Here is a 17,285-nt window from a genome sequence, read left to right on the forward strand (position 1 = left end):
CCGCCGCGGGTGAGGCGCGGGGGCGACGCGAGCGCAGGACCCCGTCAGGGAACACCGATGCACAGGGTTCCCGCCCCCTCCTCAACTCCCGTGCGTGACCGTACGCTTGACATCCCTGCCGCCCCTGCCCCCGGCGGCCCGGGCCGCCGTCGTCACCGCACTCCCCGGCGCGGGTCCGAGGAGTCCGACCGTCATGAGAGAAGTTGCCATGCAGGGGAGCGCATGGCCCATTGGGCAAGTCCGGATCCATGAGATCGACGGACTCTTCGTGATCGCGTTCCACGGCGACATCGACATCGCCGCCGCTGTCTGGATCCTGCCGGAGCTCGATGCCGCGACCGCCCCCGGCGGGCGGACCGTGGTGCTCGACCTGACCCCCGTGGAGTTCTTCGACTGCTACGCGCTGCGGCTGCTGTGCCGGGCCGAACGGCGCGTGACCGAGCGGGGCGGGCGGGTGCTGCTCGCCTGCCCGCACCCCACCGTCCTGAAGCTGCTCAGAGTGGGCGGTCTGCTCGGCCGGTTCGTGCCGCTGCAGACCCTGGACGAGGCGCTGGCCGCCGCCGGTTGCGAGGAGGCGGCCGGGTGACCCGGAAGCCCGGAGAGGAGGCCGGGAGAGGGAGCCCGGAGAGGAGGCGCGGAGAGGGAGCCCGGAGAGCAAGCCCGGGGTGGGTCGGCCTGCGGCCCGCCCGCCCCCGGACCCAACACGCTTACGCCTAGCGGATGTTCACGTCGATGCAGGCGTAGAACGCGTTCGACGTGTCGCCGATGTTCCAGACGGCGAGCACCTTGTGGCGGCCGCTGAAGCTGCCCAGGTTGACCTGGTGGGTGACCGTCTGCGGCGGCTGCTGGTTGCCGCCGTCGATGGTGGCGACCTTGGTGCCGTCGACGAAGTACTCGTAGTTCAGGGTGCGGTGGCGGGCGGTGAAGGTCCAGGTGAACGCCTGGGTCCTGCTGACGTCGCTGACCTTCCAGCCCTTGCTGTCGTCGTTGAGCTCGGCGAACCGGCCGACGCCGCCGTTGCAGCTGCGCAGCCCCTTGGGGCCCTCGACGCTCTGCGGCTCGTACTTGATGTCGCCGCAGGACACCGTGCCGGCCGCGCACTGGGCCTGGCGGCTGGCGGGGGCGTTGACGTATCCGTGCGCGCTGGCCGCGCCGGTCGGCAGGGTGAGGGCGAGGACCGGTGCCAGGCCGGCACCGATCGCGGCGGCTATCTTCCGTTTCTTGTCCATGGCTGACTCCTTCACGGCAGTGCATCGTGGGGGCGTGCGTGAAGTACCGGGGCGCGAGAGGGGTCGACGCACCCCGGGTGAACGGTCCCTGACGGACAGTTAGTCCAGACCATAGAGATTGGCGGGGCCCCGTCAAGGTCCCTTTCCGGCCATGACCGCACGCCCCCACGGCTACGCGACCGCCTCCACGCCCTCCGGCTCGCCCTCCGCACTCTTCGCGAACTGCGTCCGGTACAGCTCCGCGTACCGCCCCTCGACCCCGAGGAGCTCCTCGTGCGTGCCCCGCTCCACGATGCGGCCGTCCTCCACGACGAGGATCTGGTCGGCGGAGCGGACCGTGGACAGGCGGTGCGCGATGACCACGGCGGTGCGGTCCGCCAGGGCCTCCGCGAGGGCCTCCTGGACCGCGGCCTCCGAGGTGTTGTCGAGGTGGGCCGTCGCCTCGTCGAGGATCACCACGCGCTGGCGGGCCAGGAGCAGTCGGGCGATCGTCATGCGCTGGCGCTCACCGCCGGAGAGCCGGTAGCCGCGCTCCCCCACCACCGTGTCCAGTCCGTCCGGCAGGGAGGTGACCAGCTCTTCGAGGCGGGCCCTGCGCAGGACGTCCCACAGCTCGTCCTCACTCGCCCCCGGCCGGGCCAGGAGCAGATTGGCGCGGACCGACTCGTGGAAGAGGTGGCCGTCCTGGGTGACCATGCCGAGGGTGGCCCGCAGCGAGTCGGCCGAGGTGTCGCGCACATCGACGCCGCCGATGCGGACGGCGCCCTCGTCGGCGTCGTACAGCCGGGGCAGCAGCTGCGCGATGGTCGACTTCCCGGCGCCGGACGAGCCGACGAGGGCGACGGTCTGGCCGGGTTCGGCGCGGAAGGACAGGCCGTGCAGGACCTCCGTGCCGCCCCGGGTGTCGAGGGACGCGACCTCTTCGAGGGAGGCGAGGGAGACCTTGTCGGCGGACGGGTAGCCGAAGCGCACGTCGTCGAACTCGACGGCGACCGGGCCGTCGGGGATCGCGCGCGGCTCGGGCTGCTCCTCGATCAGCGGCTTCAGGTCCAGGACCTCGAAGACCCGCTCGAAGCTGACGAGGGCGCTCATGACCTCGACGCGCGCACCGGCCAGGGCGGTCAGCGGCGCGTAGAGGCGGGTGAGGAGGAGGGCCAGCGAGACGACGGCGCCCGCCTCCAGGGTGCCGTCCAGGGCGAAGTAGCCGCCGAGTCCGTACACGAGGGCGAGGGCGAGGGCGGAGACGAGGGTGAGCGCGGTGATGAACGCGGACTGCGCCATCGCCGTGCGCACCCCGATGTCGCGGACGCGGCGGGCGCGCTCGGCGAACTCCGCGGACTCGTCGGCGGGCCGCCCGAAGAGCTTGACGAGGGTGGCGCCGGGCGCGGAGAACCGCTCGGTCATACGGGTCCCCATGGCGGCGTTGTGCGCGGCCGCCTCCCGCTGCAGGCGGGCCATGCGGGAGCCCATGCGGCGGGCGGGGATCACGAAGACGGGCAGCAGCACCAGGGCGAGCAGGGTGATCTGCCAGGACAGGGTGAGCATCACGGCGAGGGTCAGCAGCAGCGTGACGAAGTTGCTGACGACGCCGGAGAGCGTGTTGCTGAACGCGCGCTGGGCGCCGATCACATCGTTGTTGAGGCGGCTGACGAGCGCGCCGGTGCGGGTGCGCGTGAAGAACGCGACGGGCATGCGCTGCACATGGTCGAAGACGGCGGTACGGAGATCCAGGATCAGTCCCTCGCCGAGGTTCGCGGAGAGCCAGCGGCTGAGCAGCCCGAGCCCGGCCTCGGCGAGCGCGATCACCGCGATGAGCACGGCATACCGGACGACGAGGGCGGGCTCGGCGCCCGAGACGATCGCGTCGACGACGTGGCCCGCGAGGATCGGCGTGGCGACGGCGAGCAGCGCGGTGGCCACGCCGAGCACCACGAACTGCCAGATGCGGCGGCGGTGCGGGCGGGCGAAGGCCGCGATGCGGCGCAGGGTGGCGCGGGCCCCCAGCTTGAAGACGCGACGGTCCTCCTGGGCGGTCATCACGCTGTGCAGCTGGGTCCAGGCGGTGGTTTCCATGCTCATGAGAGGAACCGTAGAACCTCAAGCAATATTGAGGTCAACGGAATCAGGAACCTGGGTCCGAATCGTGAGACGCGCCCCCGACACGCCTCGCGCACGCCTCTTGACCCACCTGTAACAGGAACATAGTTTCGCTTCAACTCTTGTGCACTGCACGGCAGTTGACGGTGTTCCGAGGCGAGAAGGCGAAGGCATGCGAGAGATACGACGGCGTACTCTGCTGTCCGCGATCGGCGGCACGGCCGCCGCGGGGGGCTTGACCGGCACCGCTCTGACAGGGACCGCTGCGGCGGATCCCGGGTCGGTGGCGGAGCACCCTGCGACCCGGGACCCGAACGTGCGAAAACTGCTTGAGCGTATGACAGTTGAAGAGAAGCTGGGCCAGCTCCAGCAGCTGAACTGGGCCGTGAGCACCGGGCCCGGCGGCAGCGAGACCAAGGACGTGGAGGACGCGGCGCGCGCCGGGCGGCTCGGCTCGGTCCTGAACATCTTCGGCGCCAAGAGCAGCAACGCGCTGCAGCGCATCGCCGTCGAGGAGTCCCGGCTCGGCATCCCGCTGCTCTTCGGCCTGGACGTCATCCATGGCCTGTGGACCACCTTCCCGATCCCCCTCGCCCAGGCGGCGAGCTTCGACCCGGAGGTCGTCGTCCAAGACGCCCGGGTGTCGGCGAAGGAGGCCCGCTCCAACGGGGTGCACTGGACGTTCGCGCCGATGATGGACGTCACGCACGAACCGCGCTGGGGCCGCATCGCCGAGGGCCACGGCGAGGACCCGTATCTGACAGCGCGGTTCGCGGCGGCCAAGGTGAAGGGGTACCAGGGGGCCGGGGACGGCTCGGGACTCGCCTCGAAGGGCCGCATCGCGGCGTGCGCCAAGCACTTCGTGGCGTACGGCGGGGCCGAGGGCGGCCGCGACTACAACACGGTGGACGTGTCGGAGTCGCGCCTGCGCAACCTCTATCTCCCGCCGTTCAAGGCCGCGTTGGACGCGGGCGTCGCCACGGTCATGGCCTCGTTCAACACGGTCAGCGGCGTCCCCGCGCACGGCAACCCGCACACCCTCACCGACGTGCTCAAGGACGAGTGGGGCTTCGAGGGCTTCGTCGTCAGCGACTGGAACGGCGTCGACGAGATGATCGCGCACGGCTTCGCCGAGGACGGCGCGGCGGCGGCCCGCCTCACCCTGAACGCGGGCGTCGACATGGAGATGGTCAGCACGCACCTGGCCGAGCACGGCAAGAAGCTGCTGGGCTCCGGGAAGATCAGCGAGCGGCGCCTGGACGACGCGGTGGCCCGCATCCTCGACCTCAAGGTCCGCCTCGGCCTCTTCGAGCAGCCGTACGCGGACGAGGACGCGGCCGTCGACGAGCCGACCGCGAAGGCGCGGGCTGCGGCCCGCGAGACGGCGGCCCGCTCGATGGTCCTGCTCCGCAACGAGCCGTCGAAGGGCGGCGCCAAGACGCTGCCGCTGACGGCGGGTTCGGGCTCGATCGCAGTGGTCGGCCCCTTCGCCGACTCCGGCGACCTCCTCGGTACATGGGCGTTCCCGGGCGCGATGAAGAAGTTCCCTTCCGGGAAGATCCTGGACGCCGTGCAGCGGGCGGCGCCGGACGCGAAGGTGACGCACGCGCGGGGTGTCGACCCCGAGGGCAAGGACACCGGCGGCATCCCGGAGGCGGTGGCCGCGGCCAGGGCGGCGGACGTCACCGTCGTCGTGGTGGGCGAGCCCCCGGCGATGAGCGGCGAGGCGGCGGCGCGCAGCGACATCTCGCTGCCCGGCGCACAGGAGAAGCTGATCACGGCCGTCGCGGAGACCGGCAAGCCCTTCGTGGTCGTCCTCGTCAGCGGCCGCCCGCTGACGACCGGCGACTGGCTGGACTCGGCCCCCGCGGTCCTGGCCGCCTGGCACCCCGGCGTCGAGGCCGGGAACGCCGTCGCCGACGTCCTGTTCGGCACGATCAACCCCGGCGGCAAGCTGCCGGTCTCCTTCCCGCGCACCGTCGGCCAGATCCCGATCCACTACAACCACGAGAGCACGGGCCGCCCGTACGCCCCCGACAACAAGTACACGTCCAAGTACCTGGACCTGCCCCCGGACCCGCAGTTCCCCTTCGGCTTCGGCCTGAGCTACACGAGCTTCACCGTCGGCGAGCCCAAGCTGAGCCGCGCGAGCGTGTCCGCGCGCTCCCTGCGCAAGGGCACCACGGTCGAGGTGTCGGTCCAGGTCACCAACTCCGGCGACCGCGCGGGCGACGAGGTCGTACAGCTCTACATCCACGACCTCGCGGCCGCCATCACCCAGCCCGTGCGCAGGCTGCGCGGCTTCGAGCGGATCTCCCTCGAAGCGGGCGGGTCGACGACGGTGCGCTTCCGCCTCGGCGCCGAGGACCTCGGGTTCTGGACGAACGCCACGGACGGCACATTCCTCGTCGAGGAGGGCGCCGTGGACGTGTACGTCGGCAACAGCTCGGAGGCGAAGGCGAAGAAGCGGCTGACGATCACGTGAGCCGTGGACCCGACAGGGCCCCCGGGGGTCTCCCGGGCCTGCGGGGTCTCAGCCCAGCTCCAGGGTCGTGACCCCGAAGATCTTCTCCCGCGCGAACTCCCGCACCGGACCCGTGTACATCCGCGCGGTCTCGAACACCGGCTCAAGACCGCGCTGTTGGGCCAGGGCCACCGCCTCCGTGTTCGGCTCGGGCACGTCGATCATGACGAGGCCGCCGTCCTCGGAGGCGGTCAGCGCGTCGAAGAGCGCCTCGGCGTCGGCCCGGGTGTCCGCGAACAGCGGCCCGATCTTCACCCCTTCGTCCGCGGGCCGGGCCACCCCGTACCCGGTGACCCGCCCGTCGACGACCCGGACCAGGGCCCGGTGCCCGGGCGCGCCGAGCCACGCCGCCACGAAGTGCGGCCGGTCGGCGGGGTGGCAGGCGCTGTCGTACGCGGTGACGGCGGCACGCCCCACGGAGTCCGCGGGCAGCACGTGCTCCGGGCCGCCCGTACGCCCTGGCCCCTCCCCCGCCGGGACCCGCCCGGCGAACCGCAGGGTGCGGTGGACGAACTCGAACCCGGAGCGCCGGTAGTTGTCCTGCTGGGCGACGACGCCGTCGAGCCCCACAGTCCGGTCCCCCGCGTGTCCGAGGGCGGTCCTCCAGGTGGCGTAGCCGTGGCCGCGCCCCCGCTGATCGGGCCGGACCAGGTAGAACCCGAGAAAGGCGTACCGCTCCCCGTAGTTGACGACGGAGATCGCGGAGACCGGCTCGCCGTCGACCCGGCCGAGGAAGAACCCCTCGGGGTCCTGCGCGAAGAACGCGTCCGCGTCCCGCAGCCCGGGGTTCCACCCCTCACCGGCGGCCCACCCCCTGACCACGGTGTTCCAGTCGTCGAGGCTCGCGCGCGAGACGGTGAGCTGTCCGGAGGCCGCTGGCCGCATCCCTGTGCCCTTCTGTCCGTGGTTCACGTCAGGGCCATCCTCTCCGACGCGGACGGCTCCCACACGGACGAGGGGTGCGTACGCCTGGCGTACGCACCCCTCACCAACTGCTGTGCCTCATGGGCCGACAGCGATCGGCCGGATATCGCTGCTCGTGGCCGTGCGGACGATCAGGGAAGCTGCGCCCCGTACTTCGAGAGGGCGTCCGTGACCGGCTGGAAGAAGGTCTGGCCGCCGCCCGAGCAGTCGCCGCTGCCGCCGGACGTGAGACCCAGGGCGTCGCTGCCGGAGAACAGCGAGCCGCCGCTGTCGCCCGGTTCGGCGCACACATCGGTCTGGATGAGGCCGTTCACCGTGCCCTGCGGGTAGGTGACCGAGACGCCGAGCGCCTGGACCGAGCCGTCGTGGACCTGGGTGGTGGAGCCGCTGCGCTGGACCTGGTCGCCGACGACCGCCTCGCGGGCGCCCGAGATCTGCTGGGCGCTGCCGTTGTAGAGGTCGACCTCGCTGGGGTGCGCGACGTCGGCGGTGTACTTCACCAGGGCCGAGTCGGTGCCGGGGAACTCGTAGTCCTCGACCTCGCCGATGACCGGGCCGCCCTGGGTCTCCGACCAGCTGGTCCCGGCGAGCGCGGCGCAGTGGCCGGCCGTCAGGAAGTACGGCTGGCCGCCCTTGGTGACATTGAAGCCGAGCGAACAGCGGCCGCTGGAGCTCCAGATGGCGTCGCCGCCGGAGATGAGCGGCTGGAACGTGCCCGGGGTGCGCTTGAGGACGGCCGCGCCCTTCTGCGCGGCGACGTCCTTCTTGAGCTGGGCGAGTGCCGCGCCCTTGACGGTGCTGTCGGCGGTGACGACGACCTTGTTGGTGACGGGGTCGACGGCGCGTGCGGTGCCGGGCACGGCGGCCCTGCCGAGCTCCGACTGCACCGCGTCGAGCCGTGCCTGGGTGCGCTGGACGAGGCTGGCCTCGGCGCCCGCGGCGCGCACCTCGGCGATGTCCGCCCGGTCGACGACGTTGACGACGAGCTTCTTGGCGGCCGCGTCGTAGTAGGCGCCCCCCGCGTCACCCTTCAGGCCCTTGGTGAGCGTGTCGGCGAGGGAACTGGCCTGGGCGGAGCTGAGGCGGTCGGGGGTCGGCCGGGGAGCTGCCTGGCTCGTGTTCGCCAGGGTGAGGGTGCCCGCGGTCAGAGCGACCACGCCCGCTGCCGCCGCGATCAGCCGCCGCTTGCCCGCTCGTTGGTGTCTCACTCAGTACCTCCATGGGGGGTGGGAGGCGCACGGCTCCGCGCGGCCTCCGGGGAGTTACCTGACATGAGCAATGCACTCGCCGGACCCGATCGCGTCCATGACAAGTGACGGCGCTGAGTATGGCCGGGTCCCCGTGCGCCCACAAGAGCCGGTATTACGCCAACACGCTGAGGGCGTGAGGGAGTTGAGGGGTCACGAGAGGCGACGCCGACTGGTCCTCGCGGTGGACGGCGCGTCCGTCGATGAGCGGGGGCGTGCGCATTTCGCGCGCCTGGCTGAGGTCGTTGAACGCGGGGGCCGCGCCTGACGTATCAGCCGATGTCGGCCCGGGCCGGGGAGAGCCGGGCCGGTGGCGGGCGGGGGACGGGGGACGTGGCCGGACGGGGGTCAGCCACGTCCCCGCGCCGCACGCGCACGTCCCCACACCGCACGCGGGAACGAGGAGCGGGCCCGCGGGCCGAGGAGCGGGAAGCCGCCGCTCGGCGTCAGGTCGCGGTCAGCGCTCGTCGCAACCGCTCGTAGCCCGGGGCGAGTTCCCGCAGCGCCGCGCTCGCCACCTGGTCGTCGCCCACCACCACCGGGTACTGCAGCGCGCCGACGCCCCGCGCCAGCCAGGACGCCGCAGCCGACGCCTCGCCGAGGCTCAGCAGGTCCAGGCAGTCGGCGGCGTCGCCGAGCCGGCGCGCTCCCAGGCGGATCGCGAAGTGGGCCAAGTGGGCGCGGACGCCCGGGTCGAGGCCCCGGTCCACCCACGCGGCCAGTTCCTCCAGCGCGGCGGCACCGCCGAGGGAGCCGGGTGGCATCGGACGGTCCGTGCGGCCCGCGAGCCACGCCGCGGCGCCGGGCAGCGCCGCCCGCAGCGCCTGCTCCTCCGTCACCTCGCGCCGCCGCACGAAGCGGGTGCGCTGGATGTACGGGGTGTCCGTGTACGGGACCGACTCCGCCCGCCACGCGATGACGAACTCCCTGATGGGGAGGGTCGCGTAGGGGTGGCCGTGCGGATCGTGGAACAGCACGGTGTCGCCCTCCACGGCGAGCGCCACCACGTAGTGGTCGCCGTCGCCGCCGTGGACGGCCGGGGTGCCGGGCTGGTGGAGCAGCAGGCCCATGTCGACCGGGCCCACCAGGACGGGACCCTCGGCGCAGGAGGCGCGCAACCGGTCCTGGGCCTCCTCGTGGGTGCCGCCCGACACCCGCGCGCACGTCCAGCCGAGCAGGTCGACGGCGTCGTCCAGGCCGACCTCGGGATCCCAGCCGTAGGGGTCGAAGAACGGCAGCGTGCCGCCGACGAGTCCGACGCCGAAGGCCGAGCCCGTGAGGGTCTCGACGACCGCGGGCGGGGGCGCGTCCGGGCCGAGCATCATCGCGAGGGAGTGGGCGTAGCAGTAGGGGCCGGAGCCGACGTAGGGCAGGTGGCGTGTGTCGTGCGCCGGCCGGAACCCGGTCTCCCGTACGGGACTCGTGCGCGTCATGCGGTCGCCCCCTGGGCCCCCTGCGGCTCTTGCCGTTCCTGCGGCTGAAGCGGCTCCTGGAGCTCCGTCACCCACTGCGTGCGGTCCGCGGGACAGGCCAGGGAGAGCTCGCGGGCGTACCCGGCGGAGCGGTGTCCGTGCTCGTCGATCCAGCGGGCCAGGGCCTGCGCGGTGGGCAGCACGTCGTCCATGGCGCCCCGGTGCACGATCGTGGCGGCGCGCTCGACGCCGGGCACGTCGACCATCCGTACGCCCTCGATCTCCTGGACGTCCGCGGGGACCGGCAGCCCCGCGTGCACGGTGATCTGCCCGGCCCGCGGCCCGTCCTCGTAGCGGGCCGTGCCGGGCCCGGCCGGTACGACGCCCGCGGCCGCCACGCGGCGGCACACCTCCTCGAACAGGGGGCTGATGACCGGCCCGATGTCCTGCGGCCCGTAACTCCCGGCGGTGCCGGTCAACTCGGCGAGCCGCACGGGTGGCAGGCTCTTCACCACGACGTCGTCGGTGGACATGGTTCCCTCGCTCTCCAGGGTGCGGAGCCTCACCTCGACCTGGTGGAGCCGGGCGGCCGCGGCGGCCCTGGCCGTCTCCAGGTCGGCACGGCGCAGCCGCAGCATCCCGCGCAGCTCCTCGGCACTGACCTCGTCGTCGAGGATCGACCGGACCTGCTCCAGGGTGAAGCCGAGGTCCTTGAGCGCGACGAGGCGGTTGAGCCGGGCGAACTGCGCGGCCTCGTAGAAGCGGTAGCCGCTGGCCGGGTCGGTGCGGGCGGGGTGCAGCAGCCCGATGGCGTCATAGTGACGCAGCATGCGGACCGACACCCGGCCGTGCTTGGCGAAGTCTCCGATGGTGAACATGACTCCTCCAGTGCAGGGCCTGACACGGTGTGAGGGTCAAGCGTGGTGTGCGGGGCGGGCGCGGGGGCGAGTCGGGCGCGGTGTGCGGATCAACCCTACGAAGGGACCGCCCGGCGGTACGCCCGCCGTCGCGGGCGGCGGCCGACGACGGGAATTGTCAGTGGCGGGCGCCAGACTGGTGGGTTCGAGCAAGCATCGCCGAACCGAAGCAGGGAGCTGTCTCCATGAACGGCCTCACCCCTCCCCAGCACGCCGCGGCCCAGGCATACGTGCGGCTGCTCCAGTCCGTCCGCGCCGCCCTCGCCGACCCCGAGCACGCCGCCCGGGCCCTGCCCCTCCTCAACGCCCCGATGGCGGAGGCGGACGAGGCCCTGCACCGCGCGGGCCTGGCGGGCAACGAACGGCACCTGCTCGACCTCATCTACGAACTCCCGCTCCGGGAGCTGCCGATCCACGAGCTGCCGCTGCGACATCCGGCGGCCCAGGGACACTGACCGCTCAGGGGCACTGCCCCCTAAGGGCTCAGGGAAGCCAGAAGTTCCTCCCTGCCGGTCACCCCGGTCTTGCGGTACACCGCCTTGAAGTGGTCGTTGACCGTGTGCGGTGACAGGTCGAGGCGGCGCGCGATCTGCTTGACCGCGAGACCTTCGAGGGCCTGCTCGACGACCGTGCGCTCGCGCCCGGAGATCCCGTACCACTGGGCGAGCGCGGGCAACAGGTCGGCGGTGGAGGCGGGTTGGAGGGTCACCACGACCGTGCCGCCGCTCTGCCCTCCCGCCCCGCCCGGCCCGCTCTCGAGCGGCTGGGCCGTGAGGGAGAGCCACCCCAGCGGCGTGGGGGCGCGGGTGAGCGCGGCGGCCGCCGTGCGCCGCGCGGTGTAGGTGATGTGCCAGGCGAAGCCGAAGAGTTCCTGGTCCCCGGCGGGCCCGGAGGGATAGACGCCGGGCACGAGTCCGCGCGCGGCCTCGCGGACCCCCGCGGTCACCCCGGTGATCGTGTCGTCGGCGCCGATGACGACGACACCGGGCGCGAGCGCGGGCGGGACCCTGCCGTGCCGGGGCCGCAGCGGCTTGTCGGTCACGTACCGCCGCACGGCCCGGGTGAGGGGGCCCGCGAGCTCGGCGGCGCGCGCGTTCTCAGCGGGCGAGAAGGGGCGGGAGCCGCGCTCGCGCAGCAGCACCAGCGTGCCCCAGAGCACGCCGCGCAGGCTGAGCGCGACGCACAGCTCGCTGCCGTATCCGTCGGCGGCCATGATGCCGTGCAGACGACGCACCCCGGGCCGCTCGTCCTGCGCCCCGGCGCCGAGCACGACGGCCGGGCAGGCTCCGTGGACGAGCTCGGCGACGGGGCTGCGGGTGCGGCCGAGGGCATCGGCCCGGTCCATGCGGCGCCGGGCACGCGTGTCGTAGCTGTTCTCGCAGGCGAGGAAGCAGCGCGCGCCGGTGAGCGGGTCGTAGCCCGTGAGCAGATAGCCGTCGTGCGGCAGGAGCCTGGCGAGGTGCCGGGAAAGCTCCGCGCCCAGCTCGACCACCTTGCCCGCCCGCGCCCCCGCCTCCGGCACGGAGCGCGCGACCGAGTCCACGGAACTCGCCGAACTCAGCAGTCCCGCAGCACCCGTTGCCGCCACCGATGTCGCCGATTTCACTGAACGCACTGTTTCCACCCCCGTGGCCGCGCGCCGAGTCTGCCACACACCATCCGGTCAAGTCCGGCTATTTCCGGGCGACTTCCTCTTCCCTCGCGTGCTGGGCAAGGCGTACGGGCGGACGGCGGCGGGCCGCACCGCCCTCAGCGGAAGCGTCCGGGCGTCGTGCCCACGATCCGCTTGAAGTGCCGGTTCAGGTGCGACTGGTCGTAGAACCCGGCGTCCGCCGCCACCTGCCCGGGCGGCCGCCCGTCGAGCAGGAGGCGCCGGGCCCGGTCGACCCGGCGGGCCATCAGGTACTGGTGCGGGGCGATGCCGAAGGCGCCGCTGAACGCCCGGATCAGATGGGTGGGATGGGCGTTCAGGAGCAGCGCGGCCTCGTCGAGGGTGACACCCTCGTGCAGCCGTGCGTCGAGGAGGTCCCGCAGCCGGTGGGCCACTCCCCGGACGGCCGCGCGCACGGGCGTGACGAGCCGGGGCCGCAGATGGGTGTGGAGCCGCTCCCGGATGAGGGCGAGCCTGCTCTGTGCCTCCAGTTCGTCGCCCCAGTCCGCGAGCGCGGTGTGCAGCTGCCCGACGCGGCGCCGCAGCAGCGGGTCGACGAGGTCGGGGTCGTCCACCGCGGGCCCGATGAGGCTCGCGTCGAGCTGGCTCAGGTCCAGATAGAGGACCCGCTTGCGGAAGCCGTGGGCGGTGGCGGGCGAGCCGTTGTGCGCCACCTGCGGCGGGAGCAGGGAGACGGTGTCGCCGGGGGTGCCGCGCTCGTGCCGGTCCAGGTCGTAGCGGACGGCGCCGTCGTCGACGATGAGCAGCGTCCAGACGTCGTGGACGTGCATCGGATACGCGTGCTCGGTGAAGTGGGCGTGGAAGACCTCCACGACACCCGGGACCTGCGGGCGCCACGCGGACACCTGCTCGCCGGCCACCATGCAAGGAATGTACAAGACGGTACGAGGCCCCGGTCGGCAGTCTCGAGGCATGACCACCGACGACACCGCCCCCGTCCGCTTCGACACCAAGATCGCCGTGCTGCTGCGCTCGGACCTGGAGACCTGGCAGCGCCTCAACGTGACGGCCTTCCTGGTCAGCGGCCTGGGCGCAGAGCTGCCCGAGGTGATCGGCGAACCGTACGCCGATGCCGATGGCACCCCGTATCTGCCGATGTTCCGCCAGCCCGTCCTGGTCTTCGAGGGCACGAAGGAGACGCTGACGGCGGCGCACGGCCGCGCCCTCTCCCGCTCCCTGCCCCGGTCGGTGTTCACCTCCGACCTGTTCGCCACGGGCAACGACCGCGACAACCGCGCCGCGGTGCGGGCGGTGCCGGGCGACGACCTGGACCTCGTGGGCCTGGCCGTGTACGGGCCGCGCAACGCGGTGGACAAGGTGCTCAAGGGTGCGCGGATGCACCCCTGACGGCAACAGGCGGATGCACCCCTGACGGCATCGGGACGGCAACAGAAAGAGGCCGCCCTCTCGGGCGGCCTCTGCCGTGCGGTTCTCAACCGACGTTTCCGTCGGGACGACAGGATTTGAACCTGCGACCCCTTGACCCCCAGTCAAGTGCGCTACCAAGCTGCGCCACGTCCCGGCGCGATCGGCGGTGGTGTTCCGCGTGATCGCGTACGCAGAACTTTACCCCACGTTCCCGGGTGCTCCGCCGCCCCCGGCGCCGTCGGCGGCCGGGCCCGCGGGACAATCACGGCATGAGTACTGCACCCCGAGGACGGGCCCGCGACCGTGACGCCGAGGGCCGGGCCCGCAATGCCCGGCCGCGCGACGGACTGGGGCGGCCGCTGCCGTACGGGACGGACGGGGTGGCGCGGCAGCCGGAGGGGGTCGTGCGGACGCCCGCCGAGACGGTCGCGGAGGCCCAGGCCCTGCTGGACGCGGGGCGCCCCTTCCACGCGCACGAGGTCTTCGAGGACGCCTGGAAGTCGGGGCCCGAGGAGGAGCGCGGCCTGTGGCAGGGGCTCGCGCAGCTCGCCGTGGGGCTCACGCACGGGGCACGCGGCAATGTGACGGGCGGGGCGCGGCTGCTGCGGCGCGGGGCGGGCGCGGTGACGGCCTGGTGCGGGGCGGCGCCCGGCCGGGAGCGCCCCTACGGGATCGACGTGCCGGGCCTGGACGCGTGGGCGCGGTCGCTCGCCGACCGGCTGGAGACGGACGAGGGCCCCGTGGACGCGGCGGCGCAGGCGCCTCGCCTCGGGGCGGGCAGGGCCGGCTGAGCGCGCGGGCCGCGCCGAATCCGCACACGTCACGCTCTCCGCCGGGGCCGCCCGACCGGACGGGCCCCGCATGCACATGCCCGGGCCCGGTGTGAGGGTGACCCTGTGACCACCACAGATGAGGCCGTTCCCGCCGGGCCCGCCGCCGAGGCGTCGGCGCCGCCCGTCCTGGACAAGCGGCGCCGCAACGTCGTCTTCGCGACGATCATGCTGGGGATGCTCCTGGCCGCGCTCGACCAGACCATCGTCGGCACCGCACTGCCCACGATCGTGGCCGACCTCGGCGGGGCCGCGCACATGTCGTGGGTCGTGACGTCGTATCTGCTCGCGGAGACCGTCGCCACGGTCCTGGTCGGCAAGTTCGGCGACCTGTTCGGGCGCAAGGTGGTCTTCCAGCTCTCGGCGATCATCTTCATCACCGGCTCGTTCCTGTGCGGCCTCGCGACGAACATGACGCTGCTCATCGCCTGGCGCGCGCTGCAGGGCATCGGCGCGGGCGGGCTGATGGTGACGGCGATGGCGTTGATCGCCGACGTGATCCCGCTGCGGGAGCGCGGCAAGTACCAGGGTGCGATCGGTGCCGTCTTCGGCGTCGCGACGGTGATCGGGCCGCTGCTCGGCGGGCTCTTCACCGACCACATGAGCTGGCGCTGGTGCTTCTACGTCAACGTGCCCATCGCGATCCTCGTGGTTGCCGCCGCGGCCCGCACCATCCCGGTGGTGAAGTCGGTGGTGCGGCCCGTGATCGACTACATGGGCATCGCACTCGTCGCGATCGGGGCCAGCGCCCTGATCCTGGCGACGAGTTGGGGCGGCAACCAGTACGCGTGGGGCTCGGGCACCATCATCGGGCTCTTCGCGGGCGGCGCCGTGGCGCTCGCGCTGTTCTGCGTCGTCGAGACGCGGGCGGCCGAACCGATGCTGCCGATGCGGCTGTTCGCGAACCCGGTCTTCACCGTCTGCTCCATCCTCAGCTTCATCGTGGGCTTCGCGATGCTCGGCGCGATGACGTTCCTGCCAACCTATCTGCAGTACGTGGACGGGGACTCGGCGACGATCTCCGGCGTGCGCACGCTGCCCATGGTGATCGGTCTGCTCATCGCGTCGATCTTCAGCGGCAACGTGGTCAGCAAGACGGGCCAGTACCGGATCTTCCCGATCGTCGGGGCGCTCGTCATGGGCGTCGGGCTCTATCTGCTGTCGCTGATGAAGAGCGAGACCAGCACGTGGCTGGAGTCGTTCTACATGTTCGTGCTCGGCGTCGGCATCGGCCTGTGCATGCAGGTACTCACCATCGCCGTGCAGAACACCGTCGCGTACACGGACCTGGGCACCGCCACCTCCGGCGTGACCTTCTTCCGTACGCTCGGCAGCTCCTTCGGGACCGCCGTGTTCGGCACCATCTACGCCAACACCCTCAAGCCGAACCTCCAGGACGGGGTGCGGGCGGCCGCCGCGACCGGCACCGGCGACCCGGCGGCGATCGCCAAGGCGGCGCAGAGCCCGGAGGGGCTGCACACCCTGCCGGAGGCCGCGGCGGCGCCGATCATCAAGGCGTACGCGGACACGCTGCACACCGTGTTCCTGTGGACCGTGCCCGTGGCGCTCGTCGGCTTCGTGGTGGCGCTCTTCCTCAAGCAGGTGCAGCTGCGGGACAGCGCGCGCATGGGCTCCACGGACATGGGTGAGGGCTTCGCGCAGCCGTCGAGCGGGGACTCGGGGCGACTCCTGGAGCGGGGTGTCGCGAACATCGTCCGCAGTGTCGGGACGGGCACGGCGCGCTCCGTCGTCAGCCGCTCCGACACGCGCCTGGACATCGCGGGTGCCTGGGCGGTGATGCAGGTCTTCATGTTCACGCGCATGGTCGGGTACGCGAGCCTCACCCTGATCGCGGACCGCCGCCGGGTGCCGCCCGAGGTCCTGGTGCCCGTCTTCGACCGCATGGCGGACGAGGGCTATCTGACCCGCACCGGCACCTACTTCTCGCTCACCCCGGCGGGCGAGCGGGAGGCCCAGGTGATCGGCGACGCGTGGACGGCGTGGCTGGGCGAGCAGGTCGAGAAGGACATCGGGCGCCCGGCCGGCAAGGAGCTGATGGCCGCGGTCGACGCCATCGCCAAGAGGCTGCTCGCGGAGGACCTGTCGGAGGGACCGCCACCGCCCAGAGAGCCGGTGGAGGCGGCCACCGGCCGCTAACGCAGCAGGAGTTGCAGGCCCCCGAGCACGGTCGCGCCGATCACCAGCTGTTCGAAGAGGCGCTGGTTGATGCGGTGCACACAGGCCCGGCCGAGGTACGCGCCCGGCACGACGAAGAGCACGAGGGCCGCGTCCAGGAGCAGGGAGCGGCCGTCGATGAGGCCGAGGCCCGCGCTGAAGGGCAGCTTCGAGGTGTTCACGATGAGGAAGAACCACGCGGAGGTGCCGAGGAAGCTGAGCTTCCGGAAGCCCGCCGAGAGCAGGTACATCGACATCACAGGGCCGCCCGCGTTGGCGACCATGGTGGTGAAGCCGCCGAGGACGCCGTAGGACGGGGCCTTGAACCGGCCGGTGCGCAGGCCGAGTTCGGCGTTCTCCTCCTGCTCCTCCTGCTCCTCCTGCCGGGCTGCGGCCCGGCGCCGCCAGACCGTGACGGCGGCCATGAGCAGCAGGATGGCGCCGATCGACGTCCGTACGGCGGCGTCGTCGGCCCACATCAGGAACACCGTGCCGAGGACCACCCCGGCGCCCACGGCCGGGAAGAGCCGCCACAGGGTGGGCCAGTGGGCGTGCCGCCGGTAGGTGAGGACGGCGAGGAGGTCACCGGCGATCAGGACGGGGAGCAGCACCCCGGTGGACTCCCGGGCGGGCAGCACCGCCGCGAAGATCGCGAGGCTGACCGTGTTGGCGCCGCTGACGGCGGTCTTGGAGAAGCCGACGACCGCGGCCGCGGCGGCCAGCGCGGCGAATTCCCAGGGCGTCACGGAAGGGAGGGCAGGGGCGAGAGCTATGGAGTGCATACCGGGAACTGATGGTACGGCCAAGCAACTTGGCGGGCGCCACCCGTGCGGTGCCCCGCCCGCCCCTCTCCCTGCCCCTGCCCCTTCCTCTGCCCCTGTCCCTCCCTC

At 72.6% G+C, this 17,285-nt stretch carries 15 protein-coding genes and 1 tRNA gene; 6 read left to right on the forward strand and 10 right to left on the reverse strand.

Annotated features, from left to right (window positions below):
• Positions 1-193: 193 nt before the first annotated feature.
• On the forward strand, positions 194-586 hold the full coding sequence (locus ACFWYM_RS14420) for an STAS domain-containing protein (protein ID WP_384835321.1): 393 nt from the start codon (positions 194-196) through the stop codon (positions 584-586).
• Positions 587-713: 127 nt separating this feature from the next.
• On the opposite strand, the gene ACFWYM_RS14425 is transcribed toward ACFWYM_RS14420, so the two are convergent.
• Entirely contained in the window at positions 714-1,229 is a 516-nt protein-coding gene (locus ACFWYM_RS14425; protein ID WP_384835324.1) for a lytic polysaccharide monooxygenase auxiliary activity family 9 protein, read from the reverse strand.
• 171 nt (positions 1,230-1,400) lie between these two features.
• Positions 1,401-3,302, reverse strand: a complete 1,902-nt coding sequence (locus tag ACFWYM_RS14430) for an ABC transporter ATP-binding protein (RefSeq protein WP_384835705.1) — start codon at positions 3,300-3,302, stop codon at positions 1,401-1,403.
• A gap of 196 nt (positions 3,303-3,498) precedes the next feature.
• Between ACFWYM_RS14430 and bglX the strand changes: the two genes are divergently transcribed.
• A complete protein-coding gene (gene bglX, locus ACFWYM_RS14435) occupies positions 3,499-5,811 on the forward strand; it encodes a beta-glucosidase BglX (protein ID WP_384835327.1) in 2,313 nt (770 codons plus the stop codon).
• A 48-nt stretch (positions 5,812-5,859) separates the two neighbouring features.
• Here the strand turns inward: bglX and ACFWYM_RS14440 are convergent, their stop codons facing one another.
• The 4 genes from ACFWYM_RS14440 to ACFWYM_RS14455 all read right to left on the reverse strand — a co-directional run bounded on the left by ACFWYM_RS14440 (position 5,860) and on the right by ACFWYM_RS14455 (position 10,311).
• Complete coding sequence (locus ACFWYM_RS14440) at positions 5,860-6,735, reverse strand: GNAT family N-acetyltransferase (RefSeq protein ID WP_384835708.1); 876 nt, start codon at positions 6,733-6,735, stop codon at positions 5,860-5,862.
• A 170-nt stretch (positions 6,736-6,905) separates the two neighbouring features.
• Entirely contained in the window at positions 6,906-7,982 is a 1,077-nt protein-coding gene (locus ACFWYM_RS14445; RefSeq protein WP_384835330.1) for a S1 family peptidase, read from the reverse strand.
• Between the two features lie 485 nt (positions 7,983-8,467).
• Positions 8,468-9,454, reverse strand: a complete 987-nt coding sequence (locus ACFWYM_RS14450) for a hypothetical protein (RefSeq protein ID WP_384835333.1) — start codon at positions 9,452-9,454, stop codon at positions 8,468-8,470.
• The gene (locus tag ACFWYM_RS14455; RefSeq protein WP_384835336.1) at positions 9,451-10,311 is read right to left on the reverse strand and encodes a MerR family transcriptional regulator; all 861 of its coding nucleotides are present in this window, start codon (positions 10,309-10,311) and stop codon (positions 9,451-9,453) included. The genes ACFWYM_RS14450 and ACFWYM_RS14455 overlap by 4 nt, the downstream gene beginning before the upstream one ends.
• A 224-nt stretch (positions 10,312-10,535) precedes the next feature.
• On the opposite strand from ACFWYM_RS14455, the gene ACFWYM_RS14460 reads away from it, so the two are divergent.
• On the forward strand, positions 10,536-10,805 hold the full coding sequence (locus tag ACFWYM_RS14460; RefSeq protein WP_384835339.1) for a hypothetical protein: 270 nt from the start codon (positions 10,536-10,538) through the stop codon (positions 10,803-10,805).
• A 20-nt stretch (positions 10,806-10,825) separates the two neighbouring features.
• Here the strand turns inward: ACFWYM_RS14460 and ACFWYM_RS14465 are convergent, their stop codons facing one another.
• Together ACFWYM_RS14465 and ACFWYM_RS14470 are read right to left on the reverse strand one after the other, a co-directional pair.
• Positions 10,826-11,956, reverse strand: coding sequence for a LuxR C-terminal-related transcriptional regulator (locus tag ACFWYM_RS14465; RefSeq protein ID WP_384835342.1), 1,131 nt, complete (start codon positions 11,954-11,956; stop codon positions 10,826-10,828).
• Positions 11,957-12,099: 143 nt separating this feature from the next.
• Positions 12,100-12,885 carry an AraC family transcriptional regulator gene (locus tag ACFWYM_RS14470; RefSeq protein WP_384835345.1) on the reverse strand — a complete coding sequence of 262 codons (786 nt, stop codon included), beginning with the start codon at positions 12,883-12,885 and terminating at the stop codon, positions 12,100-12,102.
• Between the two features lie 49 nt (positions 12,886-12,934).
• Between ACFWYM_RS14470 and ACFWYM_RS14475 the strand changes: the two genes are divergently transcribed.
• On the forward strand, positions 12,935-13,369 hold the full coding sequence (locus ACFWYM_RS14475) for a DUF2000 family protein (protein WP_384835348.1): 435 nt from the start codon (positions 12,935-12,937) through the stop codon (positions 13,367-13,369).
• Between the two features lie 101 nt (positions 13,370-13,470).
• On the opposite strand, the gene ACFWYM_RS14480 is transcribed toward ACFWYM_RS14475, so the two are convergent.
• Positions 13,471-13,544, reverse strand: a tRNA-Pro gene (locus ACFWYM_RS14480).
• Positions 13,545-13,659: 115 nt separating this feature from the next.
• Between ACFWYM_RS14480 and ACFWYM_RS14485 the strand changes: the two genes are divergently transcribed.
• Both ACFWYM_RS14485 and ACFWYM_RS14490 read left to right on the forward strand, forming a co-directional pair.
• Positions 13,660-14,181: a DUF309 domain-containing protein gene (locus ACFWYM_RS14485; protein ID WP_384835350.1), complete on the forward strand. Its 522-nt coding sequence runs from the start codon at positions 13,660-13,662 to the stop codon at positions 14,179-14,181.
• 105 nt (positions 14,182-14,286) lie between these two features.
• The gene (locus tag ACFWYM_RS14490) at positions 14,287-16,377 is read left to right on the forward strand and encodes an MDR family MFS transporter (RefSeq protein WP_384835353.1); all 2,091 of its coding nucleotides are present in this window, start codon (positions 14,287-14,289) and stop codon (positions 16,375-16,377) included.
• On the opposite strand, the gene ACFWYM_RS14495 is transcribed toward ACFWYM_RS14490, so the two are convergent.
• The gene (locus ACFWYM_RS14495; protein WP_384835356.1) at positions 16,374-17,177 is read right to left on the reverse strand and encodes a sulfite exporter TauE/SafE family protein; all 804 of its coding nucleotides are present in this window, start codon (positions 17,175-17,177) and stop codon (positions 16,374-16,376) included. The two genes, ACFWYM_RS14490 and ACFWYM_RS14495, sit on opposite strands and share 4 nt — an antisense overlap.
• Positions 17,178-17,285: the final 108 nt, after the last annotated feature.

Source organism: Streptomyces sp. NPDC059009, assembly GCF_042740175.1.
Classification (GTDB): Bacteria; Actinomycetota; Actinomycetes; order Streptomycetales; family Streptomycetaceae; genus Streptomyces.